Source organism: Streptomyces sp. NPDC036813, from assembly GCF_055609245.1.
Window position 1 is genome coordinate 335,935 of record NZ_JBVJPV010000008.1, and the last position, 24,482, is coordinate 360,416.

At 71.2% G+C, this 24,482-nt stretch carries 19 protein-coding genes and 2 rRNA genes; 9 read left to right on the forward strand and 12 right to left on the reverse strand.

What is annotated here, in order from left to right:
• Positions 1–407: 407 nt before the first annotated feature.
• Positions 408–974 (forward strand): DJ-1/PfpI family protein, encoded by a 567-nt coding sequence (locus tag ACZ67Q_RS19345; RefSeq protein ID WP_471183393.1) that lies wholly within the window; start codon positions 408–410, stop codon positions 972–974.
• A 2-nt stretch (positions 975–976) separates the two neighbouring features.
• On the opposite strand, the gene ACZ67Q_RS19350 is transcribed toward ACZ67Q_RS19345, so the two are convergent.
• Entirely contained in the window at positions 977–1,642 is a 666-nt protein-coding gene (locus tag ACZ67Q_RS19350) for an HAD family hydrolase (protein ID WP_471183395.1), read from the reverse strand.
• Between the two features lie 54 nt (positions 1,643–1,696).
• Entirely contained in the window at positions 1,697–2,212 is a 516-nt protein-coding gene (locus tag ACZ67Q_RS19355; RefSeq protein WP_471183398.1) for a DUF6912 family protein, read from the reverse strand.
• Between the two features lie 284 nt (positions 2,213–2,496).
• Here ACZ67Q_RS19355 and ACZ67Q_RS19360 point away from each other — a divergent pair, with 284 nt between their 5' ends.
• Positions 2,497–3,045, forward strand: coding sequence for an Rv3235 family protein (locus ACZ67Q_RS19360; protein ID WP_471183400.1), 549 nt, complete (start codon positions 2,497–2,499; stop codon positions 3,043–3,045).
• Positions 3,046–3,146: 101 nt separating this feature from the next.
• Here the strand turns inward: ACZ67Q_RS19360 and secA are convergent, their stop codons facing one another.
• Positions 3,147–5,957: a preprotein translocase subunit SecA gene (gene secA / locus ACZ67Q_RS19365; protein ID WP_471183402.1), complete on the reverse strand. Its 2,811-nt coding sequence runs from the start codon at positions 5,955–5,957 to the stop codon at positions 3,147–3,149.
• A gap of 281 nt (positions 5,958–6,238) precedes the next feature.
• Between secA and ACZ67Q_RS19370 the strand changes: the two genes are divergently transcribed.
• Positions 6,239–6,817 (forward strand): GNAT family N-acetyltransferase, encoded by a 579-nt coding sequence (locus tag ACZ67Q_RS19370; RefSeq protein WP_471183405.1) that lies wholly within the window; start codon positions 6,239–6,241, stop codon positions 6,815–6,817.
• An 87-nt stretch (positions 6,818–6,904) separates the two neighbouring features.
• The gene (locus ACZ67Q_RS19375) at positions 6,905–8,095 is read left to right on the forward strand and encodes a winged helix-turn-helix domain-containing protein (protein ID WP_471183407.1); all 1,191 of its coding nucleotides are present in this window, start codon (positions 6,905–6,907) and stop codon (positions 8,093–8,095) included.
• A 53-nt stretch (positions 8,096–8,148) separates the two neighbouring features.
• On the opposite strand, the gene ACZ67Q_RS19380 is transcribed toward ACZ67Q_RS19375, so the two are convergent.
• The 7 genes from ACZ67Q_RS19380 to mtnA form a co-directional block, all read right to left on the reverse strand.
• Positions 8,149–8,898, reverse strand: coding sequence for a response regulator (locus ACZ67Q_RS19380; protein WP_391676480.1), 750 nt, complete (start codon positions 8,896–8,898; stop codon positions 8,149–8,151).
• A gap of 204 nt (positions 8,899–9,102) precedes the next feature.
• A complete protein-coding gene (gene hpf / locus ACZ67Q_RS19385; RefSeq protein WP_469813250.1) occupies positions 9,103–9,795 on the reverse strand; it encodes a ribosome hibernation-promoting factor, HPF/YfiA family in 693 nt (230 codons plus the stop codon).
• 315 nt (positions 9,796–10,110) lie between these two features.
• Positions 10,111–10,953, reverse strand: a complete 843-nt coding sequence (locus ACZ67Q_RS19390) for a ComF family protein (RefSeq protein ID WP_471183408.1) — start codon at positions 10,951–10,953, stop codon at positions 10,111–10,113.
• A gap of 78 nt (positions 10,954–11,031) precedes the next feature.
• Positions 11,032–12,882: an LpqB family beta-propeller domain-containing protein gene (locus ACZ67Q_RS19395; protein ID WP_471183409.1), complete on the reverse strand. Its 1,851-nt coding sequence runs from the start codon at positions 12,880–12,882 to the stop codon at positions 11,032–11,034.
• Positions 12,872–14,947 carry an MtrAB system histidine kinase MtrB gene (mtrB, locus tag ACZ67Q_RS19400; RefSeq protein ID WP_471183412.1) on the reverse strand — a complete coding sequence of 692 codons (2,076 nt, stop codon included), beginning with the start codon at positions 14,945–14,947 and terminating at the stop codon, positions 12,872–12,874. Before mtrB ends, ACZ67Q_RS19395 begins: the two co-directional genes overlap by 11 nt.
• Before the next feature lies 1 nt (position 14,948).
• Positions 14,949–15,638, reverse strand: coding sequence for a two-component system response regulator MtrA (gene mtrA / locus ACZ67Q_RS19405; RefSeq protein WP_009188938.1), 690 nt, complete (start codon positions 15,636–15,638; stop codon positions 14,949–14,951).
• Positions 15,639–15,764: 126 nt separating this feature from the next.
• Positions 15,765–16,907 carry an S-methyl-5-thioribose-1-phosphate isomerase gene (gene mtnA, locus ACZ67Q_RS19410; protein ID WP_471183414.1) on the reverse strand — a complete coding sequence of 381 codons (1,143 nt, stop codon included), beginning with the start codon at positions 16,905–16,907 and terminating at the stop codon, positions 15,765–15,767.
• Between the two features lie 140 nt (positions 16,908–17,047).
• Between mtnA and ACZ67Q_RS19415 the strand changes: the two genes are divergently transcribed.
• The 5 genes from ACZ67Q_RS19415 to ACZ67Q_RS19435 all read left to right on the forward strand — a co-directional run bounded on the left by ACZ67Q_RS19415 (position 17,048) and on the right by ACZ67Q_RS19435 (position 22,781).
• The gene (locus tag ACZ67Q_RS19415; protein ID WP_471183416.1) at positions 17,048–18,370 is read left to right on the forward strand and encodes a hypothetical protein; all 1,323 of its coding nucleotides are present in this window, start codon (positions 17,048–17,050) and stop codon (positions 18,368–18,370) included.
• A gap of 142 nt (positions 18,371–18,512) precedes the next feature.
• Positions 18,513–19,289: a DUF4129 domain-containing protein gene (locus tag ACZ67Q_RS19420; protein ID WP_471183461.1), complete on the forward strand. Its 777-nt coding sequence runs from the start codon at positions 18,513–18,515 to the stop codon at positions 19,287–19,289.
• Positions 19,286–20,482: a DUF4350 domain-containing protein gene (locus tag ACZ67Q_RS19425; RefSeq protein ID WP_471183418.1), complete on the forward strand. Its 1,197-nt coding sequence runs from the start codon at positions 19,286–19,288 to the stop codon at positions 20,480–20,482. The genes ACZ67Q_RS19420 and ACZ67Q_RS19425 overlap by 4 nt, the downstream gene beginning before the upstream one ends.
• A complete protein-coding gene (locus ACZ67Q_RS19430) occupies positions 20,482–21,471 on the forward strand; it encodes an AAA family ATPase (RefSeq protein WP_471183421.1) in 990 nt (329 codons plus the stop codon). Before ACZ67Q_RS19425 ends, ACZ67Q_RS19430 begins: the two co-directional genes overlap by 1 nt.
• Positions 21,471–22,781, forward strand: a complete 1,311-nt coding sequence (locus ACZ67Q_RS19435) for a DUF58 domain-containing protein (RefSeq protein WP_471183423.1) — start codon at positions 21,471–21,473, stop codon at positions 22,779–22,781. Before ACZ67Q_RS19430 ends, ACZ67Q_RS19435 begins: the two co-directional genes overlap by 1 nt.
• 94 nt (positions 22,782–22,875) lie before the next feature.
• On the opposite strand, the gene rrf is transcribed toward ACZ67Q_RS19435, so the two are convergent.
• Both rrf and ACZ67Q_RS19445 read right to left on the reverse strand, forming a co-directional pair.
• A 5S ribosomal RNA gene (rrf, locus tag ACZ67Q_RS19440) occupies positions 22,876–22,992 on the reverse strand.
• A 93-nt stretch (positions 22,993–23,085) separates the two neighbouring features.
• Positions 23,086–24,482, reverse strand: a 23S ribosomal RNA gene (locus tag ACZ67Q_RS19445); the annotation flags it as partial.

A 24,482-nucleotide genomic window follows, 5' to 3' on the forward strand; every position in this document is an offset into this window, starting at 1 on the left:
GGCAACCGCAAGGGCGTCCCGCGCGCCTGCCTTGGCGCGTAAGCACCCGCCTGTCCGCCGGGGGCCCAGGCAGCCCCCTCGCCAGCCGACAGCTGCCCGCTAACCGCAGAGCGCCTGCGGGCAGCGGCCGCCCTGCACGCCTGCTCGGGCAAGCAGCCCGCGCCTGCCCGCACGTGCCCCCGGCGGGCGACAGCCAACCGCAGGGCCCGCCTGCCCAGGACCTGCCAGCCGCCCGCCCGGAGCCCACCCCTAGCCCACCCGGGGGCCGCCCGGGGGCTGCCCGGCCAAGGGCCGGTGTCCGCCCCCATGGAATCCGGCACGCAATCCGGCGCGTCCCCCTTGGCAAGGGCGCCCGCGCGAGGCACGTTGCCCTTGGAAGCCACTGCCCCGAGGGGAGCGCAGCCGACATGCCCGCCAAAATCCTCATCGTCACCGGCGACGCAGCAGAGTCCCTGGAGGTCCTCTACCCCTACCAGCGCCTCATCGAGGAGGGCTACGAGGTCCACATCGCGGCCCCGACCCGCAAGAAGCTCCGGTTCGTCGTCCATGACTTCGAAGAGGGCTTCGACACCTACACCGAAAAGCCCGGCTACACCTGGCCCGCCGACCTCGCCTTCTCGGAGGTCGACCCCGGTGTCTACGCCGCCGTCGTCATCCCCGGCGGACGCGCCCCGGAGTACCTCCGCAACGATCCCGAACTCCGCAAGATCCTCAAATCCTTCTTCGACGCCGACAAGCCGGTCGCGCAGATCTGTCACGGCCCGCTGGTCACTGCCGCCGTCGACGGCCTACGTGGCCGCCGCGTCACCGCGTACCCGGCCCTGGAGATGGACATGCAGTCCGCCGGCGCCACGTTCCAGGACGCCGAGGCGGTCGTGGACGGCACCCTCGTCTCCTCCCGCGCCTGGCCGGACCACCCGACCTGGATGCGCGAGTTCCTGACCGTGCTGCGCGCGAAGGCCCCCGTGACCTGACCTCACGCGGCTATGCGCCGGGCCTCCTCGACGGCCTCCTCGAGCGTGTCCACCACCGGCACCCCGACCCCCTCGAGGCTGGCCCGGCTGTGCGACCCGCCGGTGTACAGCACCGCCTGCGCCCCGGCGTGCCGCGCCGCCACCGCGTCGTCGGCGGCGTCCCCGATCACCACCGTGCGCGCCGGGTCCACGCCCGTCAGCAGACTCAGATGCCGCACCATGTGCTCGGCCTTGCTGCCGCCGGACGGCCCCGTACGCCCGTCCACCCGCAGGAAGTGCTCCTCGATCCCGAAGGTCCGCACCAGCGGGACGAGGTCCTCGTGCCCGTACATGCTCAGGATCGACTGGCTGTGCCCCGCCGACCGCCACCCGGCCAGCAGCTCGGCCGCGCCCACGGTCAGCTCGCACCGTATGCGGTGCTCGGCGTAGTACCGGTGGAAGACGCCGTCCATCAGCTCCCACTCGGCGTCCGTGGGCAGTCTGCCCAGCAGCCGCTCGTAGAACTTCGGCACCGGCACGCAGTACAGCGCGCGGTACTGCTCCAGCGTGATCGGCTCGAGCCCCAGCTCGCCGAACGCCGCGTTCGTCGCCCCGATGATCGCCTCGTTGTCGTGGAACAGCGTGCCGTTCCAGTCCCAGACAATGTGCGACGCTCCTCGCATCCCCATATCGAAAAAGGTACCCGCACCCACTGACAATCGGGGACCGGTGATCACCGCAGGTCAGACACCCTGCACCAGATTCGGGATCTCCTGCGTGGCGAACCACAGCAGCTCATGGTCCTCGGCGCCGTCCACCACGAACTGCGCGTCGTCGTCCCCGTCGTCCGCCGCCGCCAGCGCCTGCGCCGCGGCCGCCACGTCCGCCTCGGCGTCGTCCGCGTCCACGTGCACCGCAGCCGCCTTGGCCAGCCGCACGACCCCGCTCACCCGCACCTCGCCGAGCGCCGCCGGCTCCAGCGCCCGGCCGGGATCGGCGCTCGCCGCGCCGTCGGGCACGTCCACGGCTACGACCACGCGCCGGCGCGCCGCGCCCGGGTCCGCCGCCAGCAGCCTCAGCGACGCCAGCGCGGCCCGGCTCAGCGCCGCGTACTCCAGCTCCTCGATGTCGTCGGAGACGTACCACTCCCGCAGCCCGGGCGTGACCGCGTACGCCGTCACCGATTCGCCGGTCCCCAGCTCACCCGACTTGTACGCCTCCGCGAGCGCGGGGAGTGTCAAGGGGACGTAGACGCGCATGGCCGGCCGCTTTCTCGTGGTCAAAGGGACTTCAGGATACGTGGGACGGTCCCCTTTCGGGTTCCTGTCCCCCGTCCCGCAGGCGTCCATCCCCGTCCGCCGGTTCACCCTCCACCGCCCACCCGGCGGCGGGGTCGGCGTCACCCCGTCACCCGGATAAGTGAACCTTCACCCGGCCCTCGACGGCGGATCCGTCGCTTGCCCGGCCCTCACCAGCCGTACAAGATCCGTGACAACAAGTTACCGAGCGGTATCGACCGGCTCGCCGTGAAACGGGGACACGAATGAACAAGGTCATGACCAGGCTGCAGCGCCGCTCCGGCACCCGCCCGACCGGCCGCCGCGACACCACCCGGCCGAGCGGCACTCCCCCGCGCACCCCGGGCGGCACCCCACCCCGCACGACCTCCGGCGCCCGGCCACCGGCCGGCCCGGGCCGCACCCCCCGCGCCCGCACCCGGCCCACGGACACCCGCCCACCGACGACCCCGCCGGCCCCCGTCCCCACGGACTTCTTCGCCGAACGCCTCCTCGCCGTCCTCACCGGCCGGCGCCCCGTCCACTTCATGCTCGGCCACACCCGCGGCCGCGCCTACGACGAACTGGCCTGGCTGGCCGAACGCGGCCCTCTGCGCACCGCACGCGGCCCCCAACCGGTCGTCCACGACCTCGGCTACTACGAGGTCCACCCCGGCGCCCTGGAGGTCTTCGCCCGCATCACCACGGGCAACCGCCTGAGCGCCCTGGCCTTCCGCCTGGAACGGGGCCAGGACCACCGCTGGCGCTGCACAGCGGTCGACACGGGCGGCCCCCGCCGCCCGGACACGGACTGACCCGACGGCGAAGAACGACAGAAGAACGACAAGGGGCCGGGCACCCGACAGGTACCCGGCCCCTCAGCTCACGTCACCCGGCAAAAGCCGCGCAGCGCACGTCACTTCTTACGGCGACGCCCACCCCGCTGCTTGCGCCGCTCCGCCCGCGTCAGTCCGTCCGTCTCGGACCGCACGCCGTCCTCGTCGGTCGGCAGGTCACCCTCGATGATCCCGCCCTCGCCGTCCACGGTCGGCGCGGAGAAGTGCAGGTTCCGCTGCTGCGGCGCGTCCAGCCCCTTCGCCCGGATCTCCGGACGCGAGGCACCCGCCTGCGCCGGCACCGCGTCCTGGACACCCGCGGCCGGCACGACGTCCTCGACCGGAACCTCCTCGACCTGCTGCTCGACCTGGACCTCCAGGTTGAACAGGTAGCCGACGGACTCCTCCTTGATGCCGTCCATCATCGCGGTGAACATGTCGAAGCCCTCGCGCTGGTACTCGACCAGCGGGTCCTTCTGGGCCATCGCGCGCAGGCCGATGCCCTCCTGGAGGTAGTCCATCTCGTACAGGTGCTCACGCCACTTGCGGTCCAGCACCGACAGCACGACCCGGCGCTCCAGCTCCCGCATGATCTCGGAGCCGAGCTGCTCCTCACGCGCCGCGTACTGGTCGTGGATGTCGTCCTTGATGGACTCGGCGATGAACTCGGCGGTGAGCCCGGCCCGGTCGCCGGCCGCCTCCTCGAGCTCCTCGATGGTCACCTTGACCGGGTAGAGCTGCTTGAAGGCGCCCCACAGACGGTCCAGGTCCCAGTCCTCCGGGAAGCCCTCGGCGGTCTCGGCCTGCACATAGGCGTCGATGGTGTCGTCCATGAAGTGCTGGATCTGCTCGTGCAGGTCCTCACCCTCCAGGACGCGGCGGCGCTCGCCGTAGATGACCTCACGCTGGCGGTTGAGCACCTCGTCGTACTTCAGGACGTTCTTGCGCGTCTCGAAGTTCTGCGTCTCCACCTGCGCCTGCGCGGACGCGATCGCGCGCGTGACCATCTTGTTCTCGATCGGCACGTCGTCGGGGACGTTCGCCATCGACATCACGCGCTCGACCATCTGCGCCTTGAACAGCCGCATCAGGTCGTCACCCAGCGACAGGTAGAACCGGGACTCGCCCGGGTCGCCCTGACGGCCGGAACGACCGCGCAACTGGTTGTCGATCCGCCGCGACTCGTGCCGCTCGGTGCCGAGCACGTAGAGGCCGCCGAGCTTCTCGACCTCGTCCTTCTCGGCCTTGACGGCCTGCTCGGCGCGCTTGAGCGCCTCGGGCAGGGCCGCCGCCCACTCCTCGATGTGCTCCTCGGGGTCGAGGCCGCGCTGGCGCAGCTCCGCCTCGGCGAGGTCCTCGGGGTTGCCGCCGAGCTTGATGTCCGTACCACGGCCGGCCATGTTGGTGGCCACCGTCACGGCGCCCTTGCGGCCGGCCTGGGCGACGATCTGCGCCTCGCGCTCGTGGTGCTTGGCGTTGAGCACCTCGTGCTGGACGCCGCGCTTGCTGAGCTGCTGCGAGAGGTACTCGGACTTCTCGACGGACGTGGTGCCGACGAGGATCGGCTGGCCCTTCTCGTGCTTCTCGGCGATGTCGTCGACGACCGCCTCGAACTTCGCGACCTCGGTGCGGTAGATGAGGTCCGACTGGTCCTTGCGGACCATCGGGCGGTTGGTCGGGATCGGGACCACGCCGAGCTTGTAGATCTGGTGGAACTCCGCGGCCTCGGTCATGGCCGTACCGGTCATGCCGGACAGCTTGTTGTAGAGGCGGAAGAAGTTCTGCAGGGTGATCGTGGCGAGCGTCTGGTTCTCGTCCTTGATGTCCACCCCTTCCTTCGCCTCGATCGCCTGGTGCATGCCCTCGTTGTAGCGGCGGCCCGCGAGGATACGGCCGGTGTGCTCGTCGACGATCATGACCTCGCCGTCGATGACGACGTAGTCCTTGTCGCGCTTGAACAGCTCCTTGGCCTTGATGGCGTTGTTGAGGTAGCCGACCAGCGGGGTGTTCACCGACTCGTAGAGGTTGTCGATGCCCAGCCAGTCCTCGACCTTGCTGACGCCGGACTCGTGGATGGCGACCGTGCGCTTCTTCTCGTCGACGTCGTAGTCGCCGGTCTCCTCGATGCCCTTCAGCGGGTTTCCGGCCTCGCCGCGCTTGAGGCGCGTGACCAGCTTGGCGAAGTCGCCGTACCACTTGGTGGCCTGGTCGGCCGGGCCGGAGATGATCAGCGGCGTACGGGCCTCGTCGATGAGGATGGAGTCGACCTCGTCGACGATGGCGAAGTTGTGCCCGCGCTGGACCAGTTCGTCCTGCGACCACGCCATGTTGTCGCGCAGGTAGTCGAAGCCGAACTCGTTGTTCGTGCCGTAGGTGATGTCGCACGCGTACTGCTCGCGGCGCTGGGCCGGCGTCATGTTCGCGAGGATGCAGCCGACGGACAGACCCAGGAAGCGGTGGACGCGGCCCATCATCTCCGAGTCGCGCTCGGCCAGGTAGTCGTTGACCGTGACGATGTGCACGCCGTCGCCGGACAGGGCGTTCAGATAGGCGGGCAGGGTGCCGACGAGGGTCTTGCCCTCACCGGTCTTCATCTCGGCCACATACCCCAGGTGCAGGGCGGCGCCGCCCATCATCTGCACGTCGTAGTGGCGCTGGCCGAGGACGCGCTTGGCGGCCTCGCGGACCGTGGCGAACGCCTCGGGCAGCAGGTCGTCCAGGCTCTCGCCGTCGGCGTACCGCTGCTTGTACTCATCGGTGAGGGCCCGCAGCTCGGCGTCGGAGAGGTCGACGAAGTCCTCTTCGATGGAGTTGACCTGGTCCGCGATGCGGTGCAGCTTGCGCAGGATCTTGCCTTCGCCTGCACGCATGATCTTCGAGAGGACGGACACGGGGGTTGGTCTCCTTGCCGGTCGGGCCTGGGACGGTCGGTTACCACTTGACTTACTGAGCAACGGCCATCGTATGCGAGGACCCCGCCGCGCCGGGAGGCCTGCCGGGACGAGGACCGTCCACTCCTTCTCTGCTCTGCTTCAAATCTCCTTCAAAGAGGACAACGGCCGAGCCGCGCCGATGGTGCCGGATGGCGTCGACGAATTGCGCGAAATGTGATCGCCCGCTCACCCAGAGCAAAGGGATGGCGGTCACCGAGCGGTCCGAGCAGAATCGGCCGATGGAACCCGTCACGCTCGCCACCGACCGCCTCGTCCTGCGCACGGTGGGCCCGCAGGACACCGACGCGGTGTACGCCGCCGCCCAGGACCCGGACATCCAGCGCTGGACGACCATCCCCTCGCCCTACCTCCCCGAGCACGCGCGTGCCTTCACCGAGCAGACGGTCCCGGAGGGCTGGGCCGACGCCTCGATGTGCACCTTCGGCGTGTTCCTGCCCGGCGGTGAGCTGACCGGAATGCTCGCCCTGACGATGCGCTCCCTGGGCATGACGGAGGTCGGCTACTGGGCGGCGAAGGAGCACCGCGGCCACGGCTACCTCACCGAGGCCACCGTCGCCGCCACCCGCTGGGCCTTCACCCACCTCGCCGTCGACCGCGTCGAATGGCGAGCCGAGGTCGGCAACCACGCCTCCCGCGCGGTGGCGGAACGGGCCGGTTTCACCATCGAGGGCACGCTGCGCTCCGCGCTCAACAACAAGGGCGTACGCCGGGACTGCTGGGTCGGCTCCCTGCTCCCCTCGGACCTCAACCTCCCCTCGACGGCGCCCTACTTGCCGGCCCGCGCGGAGCCCGCGTAGCCGCACCCGGCCGGAGCACCCCACCCCACTCGGCGAGAACCTCCAGCTCATCGCGCCCTGTCAGTGCCCACCCCTATCGTGCCGAACATGACGACCCCGCGCCCCACAGCAGAGCTCACCGCAGACGAGGCCCGCCGCATCGCCCTTCGGGCCCAGGGCCTCCTCGGCACGCCGTCGTACGCCCGCCGCACAGGTTCCGGCGCAGCCGTCCGCGGTGTTCTCCGGCACCTCGGCGCGGTCCAGCTCGACACCATCTCCGTCCTGGCCCGCTCGCACGAGCTCGTCCCCTACGCCCGCCTCGGCGCCGTGGGCCGCAAGACCGTCGAGCAGGCCTACTGGACGGACGCGCACGCCTTCGAGTACTGGTCGCACGCCGCGTGCATCCTCCCCGCCGAGGAGTGGCCGCACTTCGCCTTCCGCCGCCGCGCCTACCGCAACCGCCCGCACTGGAGCCACGAGCTGCCCGACGGCGCCTACGACCAGGTCATCAAGCAGCTCCGCAGCGACGGCCCGCTGACCGCGACGGAGTTGGGCGGCGCCAAGAAGACGAACGACTGGTGGGACTGGTCCGGCACCAAGGTCGCCGTCGAACGCGCGCTGATGTACGGCGAGGTGGTCTGCGTGACCCGCCGCGGCTGGAAGCGCGTCTACGACCTGGCCGAGCGCGCGATCCCGGCGGAGCTGCTGCATGACGAGCTGGACGACACCGAGTGCGTGCGCCGTCTGGTCCGCCAGGCGGGCGAGGCGCTCGGCGTGGGCACGCGCGCGGACATCGCCGACTACCACCGGCTCAAGGCCGAGCAGGTGGACGCGGTGATCGCCGACTCGGGTCTGGTGCCGGTGACGGTGGCGGGCTGGGGCCGCCCCGCCTGGGCGGACCCGGCGGCCCTGGGGACCCCGCCGCGCGGTCGGCACCGCACCACGCTGCTGTCCCCGTTCGACTCCCTGATCTGGGAGCGGGCGCGCACGGAGCGGATCTTCGGCTTCACCCACCGCCTGGAGGCCTACGTCCCGCGGCCCAAGCGGATCCACGGCTACTTCGCGATGCCGGTCCTGGCCGGTGGCCGCCTCGTGGGCCGTGTCGACCCGGCGCGCGCGGGGGCCACGCTGGTCGCCAAGCAGGTCACCCTGGACGGGAAGAAGGCCGTTCCAGCGGTCGCCCAGGCGCTGGTGGAGGCGGCGTCGTGGGTGGACTGCACGGACGTACGCGTGGAGCGTGTCGAGGTGCCGGAGCTGCGCGAGGCGCTGGTCGCCGAGCTGGCCCGGCTGACGGCCTGACACCCACCCGGAGCGATCACCCGAGCGATCAACGGGAACGCTCGCCGGAACGCTCAGCGGATCTCGAGGATCTTCTCCCGCATCGCGTAGACCACGGCCTCCATCCGGGAGTGCAGCTGCAGCTTCTCCAGAATGTTGCGCACGTGGTTCTTCACGGTGTTCTCGGAGATGAACAGCTCCTTGGCGATGTCGCGGTTGTTCATCCCGGTGGCGACGAGCTTGAGCACCTCCAGCTCACGGTCGGTGAGCCGCGGCGCGGGCACCAGTCGGCGCTCGTCGGTGCGCTGGATCATCGATTTGAACTCGGTGAGCAGCTTGGAGGCCATGGAAGGGCTGATCTGCGACTGGCCGTCGGCCACCGCGCGAATGGCGGTGGCCACCTCGTCGGTGGAGATCTCCTTGAGCAGGTAGCCGGTCGCGCCCGCCTTGATCGCGTCATAGAGGTCGGCCTCCTCGTCGCTGATCGTCAGCATGATGATCTTCGCGCTGGGGGCCACCTCCTTGATGGAGGTGCAGGCCTCGATGCCGCCACGCTTGGGCATGCGTACGTCCATGAGCACGATGTCGGGCAGCAGGTCGGCGGCCTTCTCCACGGCCTCGGCGCCGTCGCCGGCCTCGCCGACGACCTGGATGTCCTCCTCGGCGGCGAGCACGATCTCCAGGCCGCGGCGGAAGAGGGCATGGTCGTCCACGACCAGGACTCTGATCGGCTCGCTGCGTGCGGAGCCCGCCGCGCCCGGGCTCATGCCGACGACGCCGTCATCGGCGTCCTCGTCCCGCATCGGTCCGAAGGTGTCCGCCATCGTTCCTCCCCCTGAAGGCTGTGGCCTGTGGTCCTGTGCCATCGCCAACCCAAGGCAACGACCCACCGGTTGAGCCGTTGCGGCCATGATTCCATGCCTCGGGGACAACGCGGTGACGCAGCGGTGGGCGAAGGGGCGCACGCTGGTGCCCCTGGGGGCGCACGCCGCGCTCCAGGGGCACCGGCCCGGCTGTCGTACGGAGGGTCAACCGCCCAGCGAGCCGCCCGCGTCAGGGGAGGACGCCTCGGTGACCATCGTGTCGGTCCTGAGGTGGATCACGCCGTAGTCGTAGGCGTGGCGCCGGTAGACGACGCTGGGCTCCTTGGTCTCGGAGTCGACGAAGAGGTAGAAGTCGTGGCCGACCAGTTCCATCTCGTAGAGGGCCTGGTCGAGTGTCATGGGGGCGGCGACGTGGGTCTTCTCGCGTACGACGAGGGGGCCGTCGCCCTGCACCTCGAGCGAGCCGATCTTCTTGGTGGGCACGCTGTCCGGCTCTTCCGCCGGGACGGGATGGCCGTTCCCGTTGAGCGTTGCGACGCCCGGGACGTGGTTGGGGACCTCTGCCGCGCTGATCCGCTTGGCTCCGCGGCGGGTGAACCGCTTGTCGTGCTGCTTGCGCAGCCGGGCTTCCAGCTTTTCCGCCGCCAGGTCGAGTGCCGCGTACGGATCGTTGGCAGCCGCCTCCGCCCGGATCACCGGACCGCGGGAGCGGAGCGTGATCTCCACTCGGTCGCATCGGTCGGCCTGTCGGGGGTTGGGCTCCTTGGACACCTCGACGTCGAGGCTGATCACCTTGGCATCGAGCTTCTGGATCTTGTCCAGCTTCAGCTTCTCGGCCACGTGCTTCCGGAACCGCTCGGGCACCTCGGTCTTGCGGCCCTTGACGACGATGTCCACGCAGAACTCCGTTCCCGGATCACCCCGCCTCACCGGCGGGGCATCTCCCTTTTGCACCAGGCTCCGGTGTGGCCCGGAACCTCGGACTCGGTGACTTTCACCTCCTCCTCCCCCATGGGCAAGATCTACACCCCCTGTGCTGCGGATGATTACTCAAAACCCGCGGCACGGCATTCGGAAACGAGGGGCATGGCCTGCGGCTTTCCCTCACAACCGAACATATCTCGCCCGGCCGGATGTCGTCACCCTCTCCTGACGTGTACCTCCCTTCAGGTGAATTGACCCCTCATTACCTGCAACGACAGAGGTTCTCGATCAGTTCCGGTTTATTTCGAAAGCATCCGGAGAAGCCGCGACCACCGCCGCGCAGACGACACGAGCCGCGCGGTCCTCATCCGGCATTCCCCACCTCACGTGCGCCCGATCCGGTCTCCCTTCCGGCACAGCGGCTTCGTGTTCCTCTCGTCCTTCCCCACAGGCTCGCGGGTACACGGGCGACACGCAGGTATCACGCACCGCTCGCGCCGCCTCACCGAGCGAGGCTCCGGTCGTCAGCAGATCGTCCACGAGCACCACCGGGCCCCGCGCGAGCAGCCGCCCGCCACCGGGTACGACGGTCAGCGCCCCGGTGAGATTCGCCAGCCGCTCCCGCGAGTCCAGCCCCGCCTGGTCGGCCACCGCCCGCCGCTGCCGCAGCACGGCCGCCACCCGGGCCGGCATCCCACCCCGGCGCAGTTCCCCGGCCGCCGCCAGCGCGATCCGCCGCGCCGGGTCGTGCCCGCGCGCCCGCACCGCCGCACGCGCCGACGGCACCGGCACGAGCAGCACGCACCCACCCGCCCCCGCGTCACCCGACGCGCCGCCCTGCCGGAGCCCGGCCCGCACCGCCGCCGCCAGCGCCTCGCCCAGCGGCCGGGCCAGCGCCAGCACACCCCGCTCCTTGTGCGCGAGCAGCAGCGCCCGCACCTCGTCCGCATAGGGTGCCGCCGCGTGCACGGCCGGCAGGCCCGGCGGCTGCGGCTCCGGCCGCACCCGGCACGGCACGGCCCCGCTCAGCGCCGTACGGCACTCGGGGCAGAGCACCGCACGAGGCCGCCCGCAGCCGGCGCACTCGACCGGCAGCACCAGGTCGGTGAGGTCCTGCCACCACCCCCGCATAGGACCACTGTGCCAAGCCCGCGAAGCCCCGGCCACCCCTGTGGACAACGCCCTGTGGAAAACTCCCGAGCGCCCTGATCAGCCCGGGTACACCGGCGCCGTACCGCTCTTCACGAGCTTCTGCCATTGCGTCCCCGACGGCAGCCGCACGATGCCGTCCTCACCGGAGTACGCCACCAGCGGCACCCGGTCGTCCTCGGCGGCCGCGATGTCCTCCACGCCGGACAACGCGGCCGGCGGCGGCCCCTCCGGGGTGGAGCCGTCGACCTGGGCGTACCGCATCTGCTGCACACCACCCGCCTCGCGCCCGACCACGACGAGCCGGCTGTCGCCGGACCACGACATCGCCTTGATCTCCTCCAAGCCGGGCGTGGCGGGGCGCAGTTCCAGCACGGACACCGCCGGGTGCGCGCCCTCGGGCCCGGTGCCGTCCTTGTCGTCGGGGCGCTGGATCCGCCCCACGAACAGCGACTGCTTGCCGTCCTTCTCCACGACGAGCGCGATCCGCACCCCGTCCGCGGCCACCCGGACCTCCCGGATGCGCCCGTCCAGGCCCGGAACGGCCACGTCCACCGGTGTACCGCCGCCCTGCTGCAACAGCCACAGGTGCGGATGGACGGGGTCGCGGTCGGCCACCCACAGGTCGCCGTTCGCGTCCCAGCTGGGCGTCGTCAGCCGGTCCGCGGGCGTCGCGCCATGACTGGTCACCACCGCGCTGCCGAGCGAGCTGCTGGAGACCAGCGAGCCGACGTACAGGGCGCTCGCGTCGCTGCTGACGCCGGCCGCCTCGCGCTCGTCCCGCGACACGGCGGCCGCGCGCAGCGGCCGTACCCCCTGGCCCAGGGCGCCCGGCACCGGCTCGGCCCTGGTGCCGGCGGCGCCGGTGGCCAGCCGCACCAGCCGGCTCTTGTCGTCGATGAAGTACACGTAGTCGGGGTGCGCGGTCGAGCCGCGGGCGGCCACCGCCTCGGCCTGATCGGCGGTGAGGGAGCACAGGTGCTCGCCGCCGGAGCGCAGCTCGACCTCGTTCACCGTGGGCGTGACGTACTGCAGGGTGAACAGCAGCTGCGCCGCCATCTCGTCGCACCGGGCCCGGCCGACCCGCGCGGCCTTGTCGTTGAGCGGCACGGTCAGCTTGTTCTGGTCGTCCGGGGCGAGGGCGGCCGTACCTCGCGCCAGGTCGGTGCCGGTGGGGAAGCTGGAGCGGACCACCGGCCGCAGCCACGACGTGGGGCCCTGCAGCACGGAGCGCACGACCTGCGTCATCAGATCCACCCGCTCGCGTACGTAGACGGGGTCGGCGACGGCCGTGGTCTCGCCGTTCGTGGCGGCCACGTTGGACGCGAAGTAGTACTTGTTGACGGACATGTAGTTGCGCTGGAAGTCCGACTTGCCCATGACGACGCCCTGCGGCAGTCCGTCGATGCGCCACTGCTGCGTCTTGTCGTCCCGTGTCAGGTGCACCGTCTGCCGGTAGGGGCCCTCGGCGGGCCGGTACGACTGCTGCGCGTCCACCGTCGCGACCCGGGTGCCGGTCAGCGTGAAGGCGGCGTCGTCGGCGTCCTCCCGGCTGGCGGAGCGGGCGGCCTGCGTGCTGGGGCCGTCCTCCAGCACCGTGGTGGCCCGACCCGGCTGCCAGGCCCGCGCCGCGTGCGGCGTCAGGTACTGCCGTGCCGTCGCATAGCCCGGATCGTCACTGGTCAGCGCCTCCAGGAAGCCCTGCAGGATGTCCGCCGGCGGCGCGCCCTCCGCGGGCGGCATCGCGAACACCCGCACCTGCGAGTCCGGCCGCGGCGTGGACTCCACGCCCCGCAGGTCCCCGCTGTCGGGCATCGACGCGCAGCCCGCCAGCAGAACGACCCCACAGGCGGCGTACGCCACCGCGCGCGCCGGCGTGCGCCGGGCGCCCCCCTCGCGGTCAGCGCCCACGGAAGGCCTCCCCTTGTGTGTCCGAGTCGTCGGGCCGGGCCACGGCGGCGTCCGCCCGGCCCTTGGCGGGCTCCCCACCCGCCGCACCGTCCTGGCGTGGCGCCGCGCCGCCGGGCCGGGGCACCACGCGCGCGCCGTTGCCGGGCAGGGCCGTCGGGTCGGCGGTGGCCGCGGACCCGGCCGGCCGGGGCGGCAGCTGCGTCCGGCACGGCAGCCCGGGCCGCTGCTCACCGGCCGCCGGCTGGGCCGGCACGGTGGCCGTCTTCTCCCCGCCGCCGCGCGCGGCCCCTGCGTCGTTCAGCCCGCGGTTGCGCCGCGAGTCCTTGGGCTCCAGCGGTATCGGCGAGCCGCGCAGCGGCTCGTCGGCGGTCCTGGGCAGCGTCAGCCGGAACTGCGAGCCGCCGCCCGGCTCGCCCCACGCCTGCAGCCAGCCGCCGTGCAGCCGCGCGTCCTCCAGGGCGATCGACAGGCCCAGGCCCGTACCGCCCGTGGTACGCGCGCGTGCCGGGTCGGCGCGCCAGAAGCGGCTGAACACGCGGGTCGCCTCGCCGGGCTTGAGCCCGACGCCGTAGTCGCGCACCGCGACCGCGACCGCTCCGCCCGCAGCGGCCAGCTTGACCACCACGTCCCTGCCCTCACCGTGCTCGACGGCGTTGACGACGAGGTTGCGCAGGACGCGCTCCACACGCCGGGCATCGGCCTCGGCGACCACGGGCTGCTGATCGCCGACCACCCGGATCCGCGTGCCCTTGCGCTCGGCGAGCGGCTCGGCCCCGCTGACCACCCGCCGCACCACCTCGCGCAGGTCGATCGGCTCGGCCTCCAGGGCCGCCGCGCCCGCGTCGAAGCGGCTGATCTCCAGCAGGTCGGCGAGCAGCGACTCGAACCGGTCCAACTGGTCGGCGAGCAGCTCCGCGGACCGCGCGGTCACCGGATCGAAGTCCTCGCGCGCCTCGTGGATGACGTCGGCGGCCATCCGCACGGTCGTCAGCGGCGTGCGCAGCTCGTGCGAGACGTCGGAGACGAAGCGGCGCTGCATCCGCGACAGGTCCTCCAGCTGGCTGATCTTCTGCTGGAGGTTCTGCGCCATCTTGTTGAAGGCCTCACCGAGCCGCGCGATGTCGTCCTCGCCGGTGACCTTCATACGTTCCTGCAGCCGCCCCGCCGACAGCCGCTCGGCGATCCCGGCCGCCATCCGCACCGGCGTGACGACCTGGCGCACCACGAGCCACGCGATGGCGCCCAGCAGGACGACGACGAACAGCCCCGCGGTCGCCAGCGTGCCCTTGACCAGGCTGAGCGACTTCTCCTCCTGGGTGAGCGGGAAGAGGTAGTACAGCTGGTACGGGTCGCTGTTGGGGTCGTTGACCTGCTTGCCGATGACCAGCGCCGGCTGCGAGGGGCGGCCGTTGCTGTAGATGATGCGGGTGTAGCTCTGCGCCGCGCCCGGGCTGGAGTCGACCCGCTCGCGCAGGGCGAGCGGCACGCTCTCCGACGGGCTGACGAACCCGGAGGCGCGCGGGCCGAGTCCGCCCGCGCTGGCGGCGCCGGCGGGCAGCGTGACCACGTCGAAGGCGCCCTGTCCGCCGCTGGCGAGGGACGAGACGAGGTTGCTCATCCACTCGATGACGTTCTGCGAGGGACGCGTGTCGACACCGGTGCCGTCGTCGGTGCCCGCGGCTGCCTCGTCGGCCTTCTGCTTGGCCACGGCGAAGCCGCCCGCGGCCTGGCTCTGCGAGGCCTTCACCTTCGCCTCCAGCAGGCCGTTGCGCACCTGCCCGATGACGACGAAGCCGAGCAGCAGCACCACGCCGAGCGACATCAGCAGTGTCGTGGCGACGACCTTCAACTGGATGTTGCGCCGCCACAGCCGCATCACCGGCAGCAGCGGACGGCGTATCCAGCGCATGAACAGCCGGACCACGGGGCTGCCGTGCACCCCGCCCTGCAGGAGCCCGCTCTCCACCAGCCGTGCCCAGCGCGAGCTGACCGGCTTCCGGCCGACAGGCCGCCCGGCGCGGACCCCGGACCGGCCGGGAGCCGAGGCGGCACTGTCCCTGGACATGTCAGCTCGGTCCGGCCTTGTAACCGACACCACGGACGGTCACCACGATCTCCGGCTTCTCCGGGTCCTTCTCGACCTTGGAGCGCAGCCGCTGCACATGCACGTTGACCAGGCGGGTGTCCGCCGCGTGGCGGTAGCCCCACACCTGCTCCAGCAGCACCTCGCGGGTGAACACCTGCCACGGCTTGCGGGCCAGCGCCACCAGCAGGTCGAACTCCAGCGGGGTCAGCGCGATCGACTGCCCGTCCCGCTTCACGGAGTGCCCGGCCACATCGATGACCAGGTCACCGATGGCCAGCTGCTCCGGCGCCGGCTCCTCGGACCTGCGCAGGCGCGCCCGGATCCGGGCCACCAGCTCCTTGGGCTTGAACGGCTTGACGATGTAGTCGTCAGCACCCGACTCCAGGCCCACCACGACATCGACGGTGTCGCTCTTCGCCGTGAGCATCACGATCGGCACCCCGGACTCCGCCCTGATCAGACGGCACACCTCGATACCGTCCCGACCGGGCAGCATCAGGTCCAGCAGCACCAGGTCGGGCTTGGCCTCCCGGAACGCGGCCAGCGCCTTGTCGCCGTCGGCTACGAAAGACGGCTCAAAACCCTCACCACGCAGCACAATGCCGAGCATCTCGGCCAGTGCGGTGTCGTCGTCGACGACAAGGACTCGTCCCTTCATAAACGACATCATCCCATTCTCGTAACAGTGACCGGGGCGCCTGGTGAGGCACGTCACTGGCCCGTGACGATAGTCGTACTCACCGGTCACTGTCTGCCCACGACCGTCGCGGGCGCGAGCACCGCACCGGCCGCGTGCCTACCCGGCGGCCCCCTCCCGGGACCGCGCGCACAGCTCCGCGAGCCCCTTGCCCGTCACCGGCGACAGCGCGCCACCCTCCGTGACGATCGCCGTGATCAGCTCCGGCGGCGTCACATCGAACGCCGGGTTGTACGCCTGCGTGCCCAGCGGCGCCACCGGCACCCCGCCACCCGGGCCGCTCGCCTGCACCTGTGGCACCGGGATCTCCGTGACCTCGAACCCGGCACGCTGCTCCACCTCGATGGCCGCCCCGTCCGGGGTGTCCAGGTCCACCGTCGTCACCGGCGCGACCACGATGAACGGCACATGGTGGTAGCGAGCGAGCACCGCGAGCGGATAGCTGCCCACCTTGTTCGCCACCGACCCGTCGGCCGCGATCCGGTCCGCCCCGATCAGCACCGCGTCCACCTCACCGGCCGCGAACAACGACCCCGCCGCGTTGTCCGCGAGCAGCGTGTACGCCATGCCGTGCCGGGCCGCCTCGTACGCCGTGAGCCGCGCCCCCTGCAGAAGCGGCCGTGTCTCGTCCACCCACAGGCGCCGCAGCCGCCCCGCCCGGTGCGCCGCCAGCGCCACCGCGAACGCGGTGCCCTCACCACCGGACACCAGCGACCCGGTGTTGCAGTGCGTGAGGATCCGGTGCCCTCCGGCGGGCAGCAACTCCTCCAGCAGCGCCATGCCGTGCTCGGCCATGCGGGCGCTGGCCTCGGCGTCCTCCCTGTGCAGCGTCCGCGCCGCGGCCAGCGCCGCCTGCGCGGCCTGCCCGGGAGTGGCGCCCTTCTCAAACGCCGCCCGGTACGCCTCGACGGCACGGCGCACCCCGACCGACAGGTTCACCGCCGTCGGCCGGGCCCCGGCCAGCGCGGTCGCGGCCTCGTCCACGTCGAACCCGCGCGCGGCGGCGAGCGCGACCCCGTACGCCCCCGCCACACCCAGCAGTGGGGCGCCGCGCACGGCGAGCGAACGGATCGCCTCCACCAGCGCGGACGCGTCCGTGCAGACCAGTTCGACCTCCTCGGTCGGCAGTCTCGTCTGGTCCAGCAGGACCAGAACGGGGCCTTCGGGCGGCTCCTCCCAGCGGATCGCGGGGATCCCGGTGAGCCGCGTGTCCTCGCCGGCGTGCGCGTACTGATCAGCCATGCCGTCAGTCTTCCCCGTATCCGGCGGACAATTGAAGATGTGCGCGCCCGACCTCGGCCGGTACCCGGGTGACCACCCCATGGCACGATGGCTGCCAACCTGCCGCCGCGACCGCGGACGGGCACCGTGAAGGAGCGACGATGAACGACACTCCGGGCTGGGCCTCGCCCGGATCCGCCCCGTCCGACGGGCACGAGCCCGGCGCGTCCCGCCCCGCCGAGCCGGAGCAGCCCGCGGACCAGCCGGTTCAGGACCCGCAGAGCCCCGGCACGAAGTGGTCCCAGGTGCAGCCACCCGCCGGCCAGTGGTCGGCGCCGACCGGGCAGCAGAGCCCGGGCCAGTCCCCGCCGCCCCCACCACCGGGCCCCGGCTGGGGCACCCGGCCCCCGGCGGGCCCCGGCGGCTACGGACCTCCCGGCGGCTACGGCTACGGCGCCCCCGGCCACGGCGCCTGGGGGGCCGGCTGGGGCGGGCCGCCGCCCGCGGCCAAGCCCGGCGTGATCCCGCTGCGCCCCCTGGGCGTCGGCGAGATCCTCGACGGCGCGGTGTCCACCATGCGCACCTACTGGCGCACGGTGCTCGGCATCACGCTGTCCGTCGCCGTCGTCACCGAGGTCCTCGCCGTCCTGCTGCAGGGCCTCGCCCTCGACACCACGGGCACCGACGCCCTCGACGACCCCAGCGCCACCCTCAGCGAGGTGACCCGTGCCCTGGGCGACACGATGCTCAACTCGACGGTCATCTTCCTGATCTCCATGATCGGCACGGTCACGGCGACCGCCCTGCTCACCACGGTGACCAGCCGTGCCGTCCTCGGCCGGCCGGTGACCTTCGGCGAGGCCTGGCGCGACGCCCGCACCCAGCTGCCCAGGCTCTTCGGACTGATCGGGCTGCTGATCCTCATCGGCGCCGTCGTCGTCGGCGTGGGCATCACCCCCGGCATCCTCGTGGCCGTCGGCGGCAACGCGGACGGCGGAGCGGGGCTCGCCGCTTTCGGCGGCCTCGCCGCGTTCGTCGTCGTCCTGTGGCTGATGGTCCGCTTCTCCCTGGCCTCCCCGGCCCTGATGCTGGAGAAGCAGGGCATCCGCAAGTCGATGGGCCGCTCCGACAAGCTCGTACACGGCACCTGGTGGCGCGTCTTCGGCATCCAGTTGCTCGCCGCGATCATCGCGAACATCGTCGCCGCGCTCGTCGTCATCCCCTTCACCTTCATCGCCGCCGCCGCGAACGGGGGCGGTGTCTCCGGCCTCATGGAGGGCGAACGCGGCTGGACGTTCCTCATCATCAGCGGCGTCGGCTCGGTGATCGGCTCCATGATCACCTTCCCGATCAGCGCCGGCGTGACCGTGCTGCTCTACATCGACCAGCGCATCCGCCGCGAGGCCCTCGACCTCGAGCTCGCCCGCGCCGCCGGCCTCCAGGACCACAGCACCGGCCCGGCCGGCAGCACACCGAGGAGCTGATGCCGTGAGCCTGACGGGGGGAATCGTCACGGCGGCTTCGGCACCGCCGCACACCGCCGCCACGGCCGTGCCGACCTGGCCACACGCCACCGACACAGCCGCGGCGGCACTGGCCCACCCGGCGGACACGGCCGGCACGACGCTGGCCCGCGCCGCCGACACCGCCGCGAGCACACTGGCCCACGCCACCGACACCGCCGTACACGCACTGCTGCGCCTGCACGGCACATCACTGTTCACGCGCGCCGGCTCCGACGGCGAGCCCCCGGTGACTACACCGCGCGACCCCGCGCGGGAGGCCGCCCGCCGTGAACTGTCCAAGGGGATGTACCACCAGGACGACCCCAGCCCGCTCCAGCGCGCCCTCAACGCCTTCTGGGACTGGCTGGACCGCCTCTTCAGCGCCGCCACCACCGCGACGCCCGGCGGCACCGTCGGCCTCGTCGTCATCGTCGTCGCCGTGCTCGCGGTCCTCGCCGCCCTCTGGTGGCGCCTGGGCACCCCGCGCCGCCGGCCCGTCTCCGCCGCCGCCCTGTTCGACGACCGGCCCCGCAGCGCCGCCGAACACCGCGCGGCCGCCGAGGCACACGCCGCCCAAGGCCACTGGAACCAGGCCGTCCAGGAACGCATGCGCGCCATCGTCCGCTCCCTGGAAGAGCGCGCCCTGCTCGACGTACGCCCCGGCCGCACCGCCGACGAAGCCGCCGACGAAGCCGGCCGCGCCCTGCCCGCGCACCTGGAACGACTGCGCGCCGCCGCCCGGGAGTTCGACGACGTCACATACGGCGGCCGCCGAGCGAGCGAGCAGTCGTACCACCGACTCGCCGAACTCGACCGTGACCTGGACCGCACCAAGCCCCAGCTCGCCACCAGCACCGCCGGCCCGACCCCCGACGACCGCCAGGGAGCCGCCGGATGACCACCGAGGCCACGCTCCCCACGACCTCGGCCTCGCCCACCGCCCGTCAGGTCCTCACCCGCGCCCGAGGCATCGCCCTCGCGCTCGTCGTGCTCCTGGCGGCGGCCGTCGCGATCGCCATGGTCCGCTCCACCGCCAAACACGGCTCCCTCGACCCGCGTTCCGCCGACCCCGCCGGCAGCCGCGCCGTCGCCGAACTCCTCGCCGACCACGGCGTGCACACGCGCGTGGTCACCACCCTGGACGAGGCCCGCACCGCCGCGGGCCCCGACACCACCCTCCTGGTCGCCGTCCCCGACCTGCTGACACCTGGTCAGCAACGCCAACTGCGCACGTCCACCGTCGGCTCGGGCAGCCGCACCCTCCTCGTCGCCGGCAACACCTCCGTCGAACGGCTCGCCCCCGGCGTCACCGCCGACCCCGTCACCAGCACCGACTCCCTGCTGGAACCCGACTGCGCGCTGCCCGCCGCCCGACGCGCGGGCACCGCCGACACCGGCGGCATCCGCTACACCACCACCCACGCCGACGCCGACGCGTGCTACCCCAGCGACGGCCTGGCCACCCTCGTACGCGTCCCCGACACCACCGGGCGCGGCGACACCGTCGTCCTCGGCGCGCCCGACATCCTCCTCAACGAGCACCTCGACGAGCAGGGCAACGCCTCGCTCGCCCTCCAACTCCTCGGCTCCCGCCCCCATCTCGTCTGGTACCTCCCCTCGCTCTCCGACACCTCGGCCACCACACCCGACGACCAGAAATCCTTCGTCGACCTGCTCCCCTCCGGCTGGCTCTGGGGCACCCTGCAACTCTTCGTCGCGGCAGCCCTCGCCGCCCTGTGGCGCGCCCGCCGGCTCGGCCCGCTCGTTCCCGAAAAACTCCCCGTCGCGATCCGCGCCTCCGAAACCGCCGAAGGCCGCGCCCGCCTCTACCGCAAGGCGAACGCCCGCGACCGCGCCGCCGCCGCTCTGCGCTCCACCACACGCACCCGCCTCGCCCCCCTCGTCGGCGTGCCCACCACCCAGGCGCACACGCCCGAAGCACTGCTCCCGGCTCTGTCCGCCCGCCTGCACGGCGACGGACAACAAGCCCTGCACACCCTCCTGTTCGGGCCGCCGCCCAGCGACGACGCAGCCCTGATCACCCTCGCCGACCGACTCGACGCCCTCGAAAGAGAGGTACGCCGTCCATGATGGACCCGACCACTGACAACGCCGGGCAGACCGGACAGCCGGGCGACCCCCGCGCCGCCCTCGAAGCCCTGCGCGCCGAGATCGCCAAGGCTGTGGTCGGTCAGGACCCCGCCGTGACCGGCCTCGTCGTCGCCCTGCTGTGCCGCGGCCACGTCCTGCTCGAAGGCGTCCCCGGCGTCGCCAAGACCCTCCTCGTGCGCGCCCTCGCCGCGGCCCTCGAACTCGACACCAAGCGCGTGCAGTTCACCCCCGACCTGATGCCCGGCGACATCACCGGCTCCCTGGTCTACGACGCCCGCACCGCCGAGTTCTCCTTCCAGCCCGGCCCGGTCTTCACCAACCTCCTCCTCGCCGACGAGATCAACCGCACACCGCCGAAGACCCAGTCCTCCCTGCTGGAGGCGATGGAGGAACGCCAGGTCACCGTCGACGGCACCCCGCGCGCGCTCCCCGACCCCTTCCTCGTCGCCGCCACCCAGAACCCGGTCGAGTACGAGGGCACCTACCCCCTCCCCGAGGCCCAGCTGGACCGCTTCCTGCTCAAGCTCACGGTCCCGCTGCCCTCCCGCCAGGACGAGATCGACGTCCTCACCCGCCACGCCGCCGGCTTCAACCCGCGCGACCTGCGCGCCGCCGGCGTACGCCCCGTCGCGAACGCCGCCCAGCTGGAAGCCGCCCGCGCCGCCGTCGCCAAGACGACCGTCTCCCCCGAGATCGCCGCCTACGTCGTCGACATCTGCCGCGCCACCCGCGAGTCGCCCTCCCTCACCCTGGGCGTCTCCCCCCGCGGCGCCACCGCCCTGCTGTCCACGGCCCGCGCCTGGGCCTGGCTGACCGGCCGTGACTACGTCATCCCCGACGACGTGAAGGCCCTCGCCCTGCCCACGCTGCGCCACCGCGTCCAACTGCGCCCGGAGGCCGAGATGGAGGGCGTGACCGCCGACTCCGTCATCACCGCGATCCTCGCCCACGTCCCTGTGCCCCGCTGATGGCGCTCACCGGACGCGCCGCGCTCCTCGCGGCACTCGGCTCCCTCCCGGTCGGCATCCTGGAACCCGGCTGGACGGGCATCCTCGCCGTCAACGGCACCCTGGCCCTGGCGTGCGCCTGCGACTACGCCCTCGCCGCCCCCGTACGCCGCCTCGGCCTCACCCGCTCGGGCGACACCTCGGTACGCCTGGGTGACGCCGCCGACGTCACCCTGACGGTCACCAACCCCACCGGCCGCCCGCTCCGCGCCCATCTGCGCGACGCCTGGCCGCCCAGCAGCTGGCGCCCCGGCACGGAGGTCGAGGCCTCCCGCCACCACCTCACGGTCCCGGCGGGCGAACGCCGCCGCGTCACGACCCGCCTGCGCCCCACTCGCCGCGGCGACCGCCAGGCCGACCGCGTCACCGTCCGCTCCTACGGCCCCCTCGGCCTGTTCTCCCGCCAGGGCACCCACAAGGTTCCCTGGACGGTCCGCGTCCTTCCGCCGTTCACCAGCCGCAAGCACCTGCCCTCGAAGCTGGCCCGCCTGCGCGAACTGGACGGCCGTACCAGCGTCCTGCAACGCGGTGAGGGCACGGAGTTCGACAGCCTCCGCGAATACGTCCCCGGCGACGACACCCGCTCCATCGACTGGCGTGCCACCGCCCGCCAGACCACCGTCGCCGTCCGCACGTGGCGGCCCGAGCGCGACCGCCACATCCTCCTGGTTCTCGACACCGGGCGCACCTCGGCCGGCCGCGTGGGCGACGCCCCGCGCCTCGACGCCTCCCTGGACGCCGCACTCCTACTGGCCGCCCTGGCCTCCCGCGCCGGCGACCGCGTCGACCTGCTCGCCTACGACCGCCGGGTCCGCGCCCTGGTCCAGGGCCGCACGGCCGGCGACCTCCTGCCGTCCCTGGTCAACGCCATGGCGACGCTCGAACCCGAACTCGTCGAAACAGACGCCCGCGGCCTGACCGCCACAACCCTGCGTACGGCCCCCCGCCGCTCCCTGATCGTCCTCATGACGACGCTGGACGCGGCGCCCGTGGAGGAAGGGCTCCTCCCCGTCATCCCCCAACTGACCCAGCGCCATACGGTCCTGGTGGCCTCTGTGTCCGATCCCCATATCGCCCGGATGGCAGCGGCCCGAGGCAGCACCGACGCGGTCTACGAGGCCGCCGCAGCCGCCCAGGCGCAGGCGGAACGCAACCGCACCACCGAAAGACTCCGCCGCCACGGCGTTACGGTCGTCGACGCCACCCCGGACGACCTGGCGCCGGCACTCGCCGACGCATACCTGGCGCTGAAGGCAGCGGGCCGGCTCTGATCCCGGTGTTTTGGCTCCCCTCCGGGGGAGCGAAAACACCCCTGAAACGCAGAAAACCCCCGCATCCGAAGATGCGGGGGTTTTCCCAATAATTGTTCGGCGGCGTCCTACTCTCCCACAGGGTCCCCCCTGCAGTACCATCGGCGCTGTAAGGCTTAGCTTCCGGGTTCGGAATGTAACCGGGCGTTTCCCCTACGCTATGACCACCGAAACACTATGAAACTGTCGAACCATGCCACACCACCCGGAAAACCGGACGGGGCTGTTCGTGGTTTCAGAACCAACACAGTGGACGCGAGCAACTGAGGACAAGCCCTCGGCCTATTAGTACCGGTCAACTCCACACGTTACCGTGCTTCCATATCCGGCCTATCAACCCAGTCGTCTACTGGGAGCCTTACCCTCTCAAGGAGGTGGGAATACTCATCTCGAAGCAGGCTTCCCGCTTAGATGCTTTCAGCGGTTATCCCTCCCGAACGTAGCCAACCAGCCATGCCCTTGGCAGAACAACTGGCACACCAGAGGTTCGTCCGTCCCGGTCCTCTCGTACTAGGGACAGCCCTTCTCAATATTCCTACGCGCACAGCGGATAGGGACCGAACTGTCTCACGACGTTCTAAACCCAGCTCGCGTACCGCTTTAATGGGCGAACAGCCCAACCCTTGGGACCGACTCCAGCCCCAGGATGCGACGAGCCGACATCGAGGTGCCAAACCATCCCGTCGATATGGACTCTTGGGGAAGATCAGCCTGTTATCCCCGGGGTACCTTTTATCCGTTGAGCGACGGCGCTTCCACAAGCCACCGCCGGATCACTAGTCCCGACTTTCGTCCCTGCTCGACCCGTCGGTCTCACAGTCAAGCTCCCTTGTGCACTTACACTCAACACCTGATTGCCAACCAGGCTGAGGGAACCTTTGGGCGCCTCCGTTACTCTTTAGGAGGCAACCGCCCCAGTTAAACTACCCATCAGACACTGTCCCTGATCCGGATCACGGACCCAGGTTAGACATCCAGCACGACCAGACTGGTATTTCAACGACGACTCCACCCATACTGGCGTATGAGCTTCAAAGTCTCCCAGCTATCCTACACAAGCCGAACCGAACACCAATATCAAACTGTAGTAAAGGTCCCGGGGTCTTTCCGTCCTGCTGCGCGAAACGAGCATCTTTACTCGTAGTGCAATTTCACCGGGCCTATGGTTGAGACAGTCGAGAAGTCGTTACGCCATTCGTGCAGGTCGGAACTTACCCGACAAGGAATTTCGCTACCTTAGGATGGTTATAGTTACCACCGCCGTTTACTGGCGCTTAAGTTCTCAGCTTCGCCCCACCGAAATGGAGCTAACCGGTCCCCTTAACGTTCCAGCACCGGGCAGGCGTCAGTCCGTATACATCGCCTTACGGCTTCGCACGGACCTGTGTTTTTAGTAAACAGTCGCTTCTCGCTGGTCTCTGCGGCCACCCCCAGCTCGAGCAGCAAGTGCTCTCACCAAGCGTGGCCCCCCTTCTCCCGAAGTTACGGGGGCATTTTGCCGAGTTCCTTAACCATAGTTCACCCGAACGCCTCGGTATTCTCTACCTGACCACCTGAGTCGGTTTAGGGTACGGGCCGCCATGAAACTCGCTAGAGGCTTTTCTCGACAGCATAGGATCATCCACTTCACCACAATCGGCTCGGCATCAGGTCTCAGACTAT

What these genes read in the sequence shown, in the direction of transcription:
- ACZ67Q_RS19345 (WP_471183393.1), top strand. Translation starts at nt 408, where the DNA reads ATGCCCGCCAAAATCCTCATCGTCACCGGCGACGCAGCAGAGTCCCTG.
- ACZ67Q_RS19350 (WP_471183395.1), bottom strand. Translation starts at nt 1,642, where the DNA reads ATGGGGATGCGAGGAGCGTCGCACATTGTCTGGGACTGGAACGGCACG.
- ACZ67Q_RS19355 (WP_471183398.1), bottom strand. Translation starts at nt 2,212, where the DNA reads ATGCGCGTCTACGTCCCCTTGACACTCCCCGCGCTCGCGGAGGCGTAC.
- mtrB (WP_471183412.1), bottom strand. Translation starts at nt 14,947, where the DNA reads ATGTCCAGGGACAGTGCCGCCTCGGCTCCCGGCCGGTCCGGGGTCCGC.
- ACZ67Q_RS19370 (WP_471183405.1), top strand. Translation starts at nt 6,239, where the DNA reads ATGGAACCCGTCACGCTCGCCACCGACCGCCTCGTCCTGCGCACGGTG.
- ACZ67Q_RS19380 (WP_391676480.1), bottom strand. Translation starts at nt 8,898, where the DNA reads ATGGCGGACACCTTCGGACCGATGCGGGACGAGGACGCCGATGACGGC.
- ACZ67Q_RS19375 (WP_471183407.1), top strand. Translation starts at nt 6,905, where the DNA reads ATGACGACCCCGCGCCCCACAGCAGAGCTCACCGCAGACGAGGCCCGC.
- ACZ67Q_RS19415 (WP_471183416.1), top strand. Translation starts at nt 17,048, where the DNA reads ATGAACGACACTCCGGGCTGGGCCTCGCCCGGATCCGCCCCGTCCGAC.
- ACZ67Q_RS19430 (WP_471183421.1), top strand. Translation starts at nt 20,482, where the DNA reads ATGGACCCGACCACTGACAACGCCGGGCAGACCGGACAGCCGGGCGAC.
- ACZ67Q_RS19425 (WP_471183418.1), top strand. Translation starts at nt 19,286, where the DNA reads ATGACCACCGAGGCCACGCTCCCCACGACCTCGGCCTCGCCCACCGCC.
- ACZ67Q_RS19390 (WP_471183408.1), bottom strand. Translation starts at nt 10,953, where the DNA reads ATGCGGGGGTGGTGGCAGGACCTCACCGACCTGGTGCTGCCGGTCGAG.
- ACZ67Q_RS19360 (WP_471183400.1), top strand. Translation starts at nt 2,497, where the DNA reads ATGAACAAGGTCATGACCAGGCTGCAGCGCCGCTCCGGCACCCGCCCG.
- mtnA (WP_471183414.1), bottom strand. Translation starts at nt 16,907, where the DNA reads ATGGCTGATCAGTACGCGCACGCCGGCGAGGACACGCGGCTCACCGGG.
- mtrA (WP_009188938.1), bottom strand. Translation starts at nt 15,638, where the DNA reads ATGATGTCGTTTATGAAGGGACGAGTCCTTGTCGTCGACGACGACACC.
- ACZ67Q_RS19435 (WP_471183423.1), top strand. Translation starts at nt 21,471, where the DNA reads ATGGCGCTCACCGGACGCGCCGCGCTCCTCGCGGCACTCGGCTCCCTC.